This is a genomic window from Microcystis sp. M31BS1 (assembly GCF_020245285.1).
GTDB classification, from domain to species: Bacteria; Cyanobacteriota; Cyanobacteriia; order Cyanobacteriales; family Microcystaceae; genus Microcystis; species Microcystis panniformis.
In genome coordinates, this window is record NZ_JADBVE010000096.1 from 1 (window position 1) to 3,124 (window position 3,124).

A 3,124-nucleotide genomic window follows, 5' to 3' on the forward strand; every position below is an offset into this window, starting at 1 on the left:
ATCCTTTTATTGTGAATCTCTCCTGCTGTTTTAACATCTCTTTTAGGCAGACAAACCAGATTTTTTCAATATTCAGAATTTCCAGCTTTAAAAATCTTTTTAGTTTTTTTCTCCGACTCTCAAACAGGATTGGTATTGGTAGTGCTTCTGCTAATATCTCTAACTTGGCTTGCTTTAGTATTTGCCAGGTTCCAACTATCATTAACAACAGTAGATATCTGGCTCGCCCCAGTTCATTCTCTAAGACTTTCTGGTATAGTTCACTTATCATTTTCGTTATCTAGGCTATATTTACTATATATGACTTATCTTTTTTTTGAATCTGTATCTGTATTCCATGCTACATAAGCTTTTCAGCTTGCTTGTCCCCCTGTCAGGTCAAAAATACCTGTAAGTACCTAAGCAAAATTAATTACACCTATCTAACCACCTCTTGCCTCTTGCCCCTTGCCTCTTGCCTATCTTCACTAGGAAATTAATTTTGCACGACTACTTAATGCGAGTGTTGAGACGAAAGGATTTTGTTTCTACAAGTGCACCAATAGAATTAAACGTCATCTAGCGACGGATAGTCTTGGTTTTCCCTTTTTCGCTCATTGTACTCCCGCCAACCTATCTGATGACCAAGGATTGATTGAGTTGTTAACTCGAGGTATTGACTATTTCAAGTTAAAACCGTCGGAACTGCCTAAGACGACTATTCTTCTAGATAATGGTTATCATCCTGACAAAATAGAGAAAGAGTTGGTTAAGGTCTATCCAGAGATAATGACTAAAATTCAGTTTGAACTGTCTCCAAAACCGTCAAAAACCGAAAAAGCGGAGAAGGGTTGATCAGGATTCGTACCTGTAAAAACTCGATGGGTGATTGAAAGAAGTAATTCTTGGATGGAACGCTGCAAATCTTTAGTCAAAAATTTTGAGCGCACTTTAGAACACTCCACTACCAAAATTCATCTCTGTTTTCTTCGACTTCTACTACGACGATTAGCTGTATCCTAAGATACCAAATGGATTCTATAAAACAGCAATTCGACACATTTCGACACGCTCAATGTAAAGGCTCAGTGACACGAAGCACAGCTAAAAATAAGCGACCCTGTTGCAACTTTTGCCCCTCTATTTTAACCTAAACATTGGGAATCTTCGCTAACATTCCCCAACTCAACCCACCAGAGCGGCATCGCACTTTAACCCAGAGCCTCCATCAATGTGCATGGTGCGTTCCCCCAAAATCGATCGGTGGAGCAGTAAGAGCCACATTAGGGAACGCACCCTACAGCGATAGCGATCTGATCCCACCAGAGCGGCATCGCACTTTAACCCACAGTTTCAATAAATGTGCATGGTGCGTTCCCCAAAAATCGATCAGTGGAGCAGTAGGACTTGCATTAGGGAACGCACCCTACAAGATCGGCGATCGCTACTGTAGTGTGATCGCACTTTTTTATACGCCGATGTCGCGAAGGTACTTTAACGCAAGTTTTGGGTCGGCAAAGGTTTGACATTTGAATCGGTCTGTAAGCCCCAGATGTTTTTCGTGAATGAGGTGACATAGTGGCCTCTCCGTTAGGAATGTGTCGCAGTAGGGAAGAGCCATTGCCACATGTCGAAGATCGGCGAGATCGTTGGGTTTGTATTTCTGGTTTTTGCGCCATCGTAATGCGGCATGAAGGGTGACGTACGTACGCAGGGTTGGTAGTTCGTCATCAAGTTTGTTTAGGCGGAACGCCTGATACACGAAATTCGCAGCCATTTTGCCCACGGCGGGATCGGGTTTCGCATTGGGGTCGGCTTTGTCACCGAATTCCGTCAAATACATCCGATGAATTATCCGAGCAAGAGAATCACGCGACAAATCAAGGAAACCGGCCAATTCGATCATGAAGAGTTGCTCGAACGAATTGAAATCGTCGTTGTGAGCAAATTTGCCGACGTTCATTTTGTTGACGGAGTTTTGATCAACCTTCCAGTTAGGACAACAACCAAGATGCTCGAAAATATCTGAGAAAGTTGCCACCCACATCTGATCGAAGAACGCTTTTTCAATCGCGTCCGATTGCTCCTTGGTGAACGCGTCATTTCGAGGTGATACGTATCCGAGTACATAGCCACACCTTGTCCACATTAATTGATCGAGGTCGCAAACGGCAGCGTCACCCTTCGTTTTCTGAACCATGAAATGCCAGAGTTCGGCATCTAGACGAGAAAAGAACTCGGTCTGGCAAACGGCTCCAGACAATTCGTCCATCAATTTAATCGTTGACGCGAGTGTAACCGGATCGTTTTGAACGAAAACCTCCGAAAAACTGTCCTGCGATACAGGACAGATGGCTCGTTCAGATTGAACCGCGTTGCGTATTTGATCGAGCAGCGCAATTAGTGATTCATCAGTTCGCCGGCCGAGGACGACATCACGAAATAGAAGCCAGTATCGTGTGTCCAGATAGATTTTGTGCCGATCAGTAATCGACACCGCCAGTTCAAGATGTCGCGCACGAACATACTTGGCAAGTGTGATGTCTGGCTGCTTTAAGTGCTGGTGAAGTGTATCAATGTTTTCCACGCGATCCTTCCAGCGTTTGCAAATGTTCCTTCAGTATGACAAGCAGCAGCCTGTTCTGGTTCAGGCGCATAACGTTTGAGATCAGGCTGCAGCCCGTCAGGTCCGTCGCGCCTGCATTGAATTGTTAGGCGCACTTGCATGCCCAACCAGAACTTCGTGGTGTGATGACAAACTAAGCACACCGATCTTAACCAAGCCCCGTAGCACACCAACCCTAGTGTGGCTTTCCATCAGGTGTAGCCTTTCGGAAACCGCTGGCGGAAGATCTTTAATAGACCTCTTGCAAAAGTCTTAAGTCGATCCTTGTACAGCAACATTTTTGAAGATTATCAACTACTAATAAATAATTAACTGAAAGTCCCTCCCATTATTGTTTCTATCGTTTGTTTTCGGATTTATGCAAGAGGTCTATTATACCTGACAGGGGGACAAGCCAGCTGAAAAGCTTATGTAGCATGGAATACAGACACAGACTCCCAAAAAAGATAAGTCATATTTACCATATATGACCTAAATAACGAAAATGATAAGTGAACTATACCAGAAAGTGTTAGAAAA

General features: G+C 43.8%; 1 protein-coding gene and 1 pseudogene. Both read right to left on the reverse strand.

Features of this window, described 5'->3' with window-relative positions; translation table 11 throughout:
- Window positions 1–271, reverse strand: a pseudogene (locus IM509_RS05725) (IS4 family transposase); the annotation flags it as partial.
- Between the two features lie 1,176 nt (window positions 272–1,447).
- On the reverse strand, window positions 1,448–2,566 hold the full coding sequence (locus tag IM509_RS05740; protein ID WP_052277034.1) for a hypothetical protein: 1,119 nt from the start codon (window positions 2,564–2,566) through the stop codon (window positions 1,448–1,450).
- Between the last annotated feature and the right edge of the window lie 558 nt (window positions 2,567–3,124).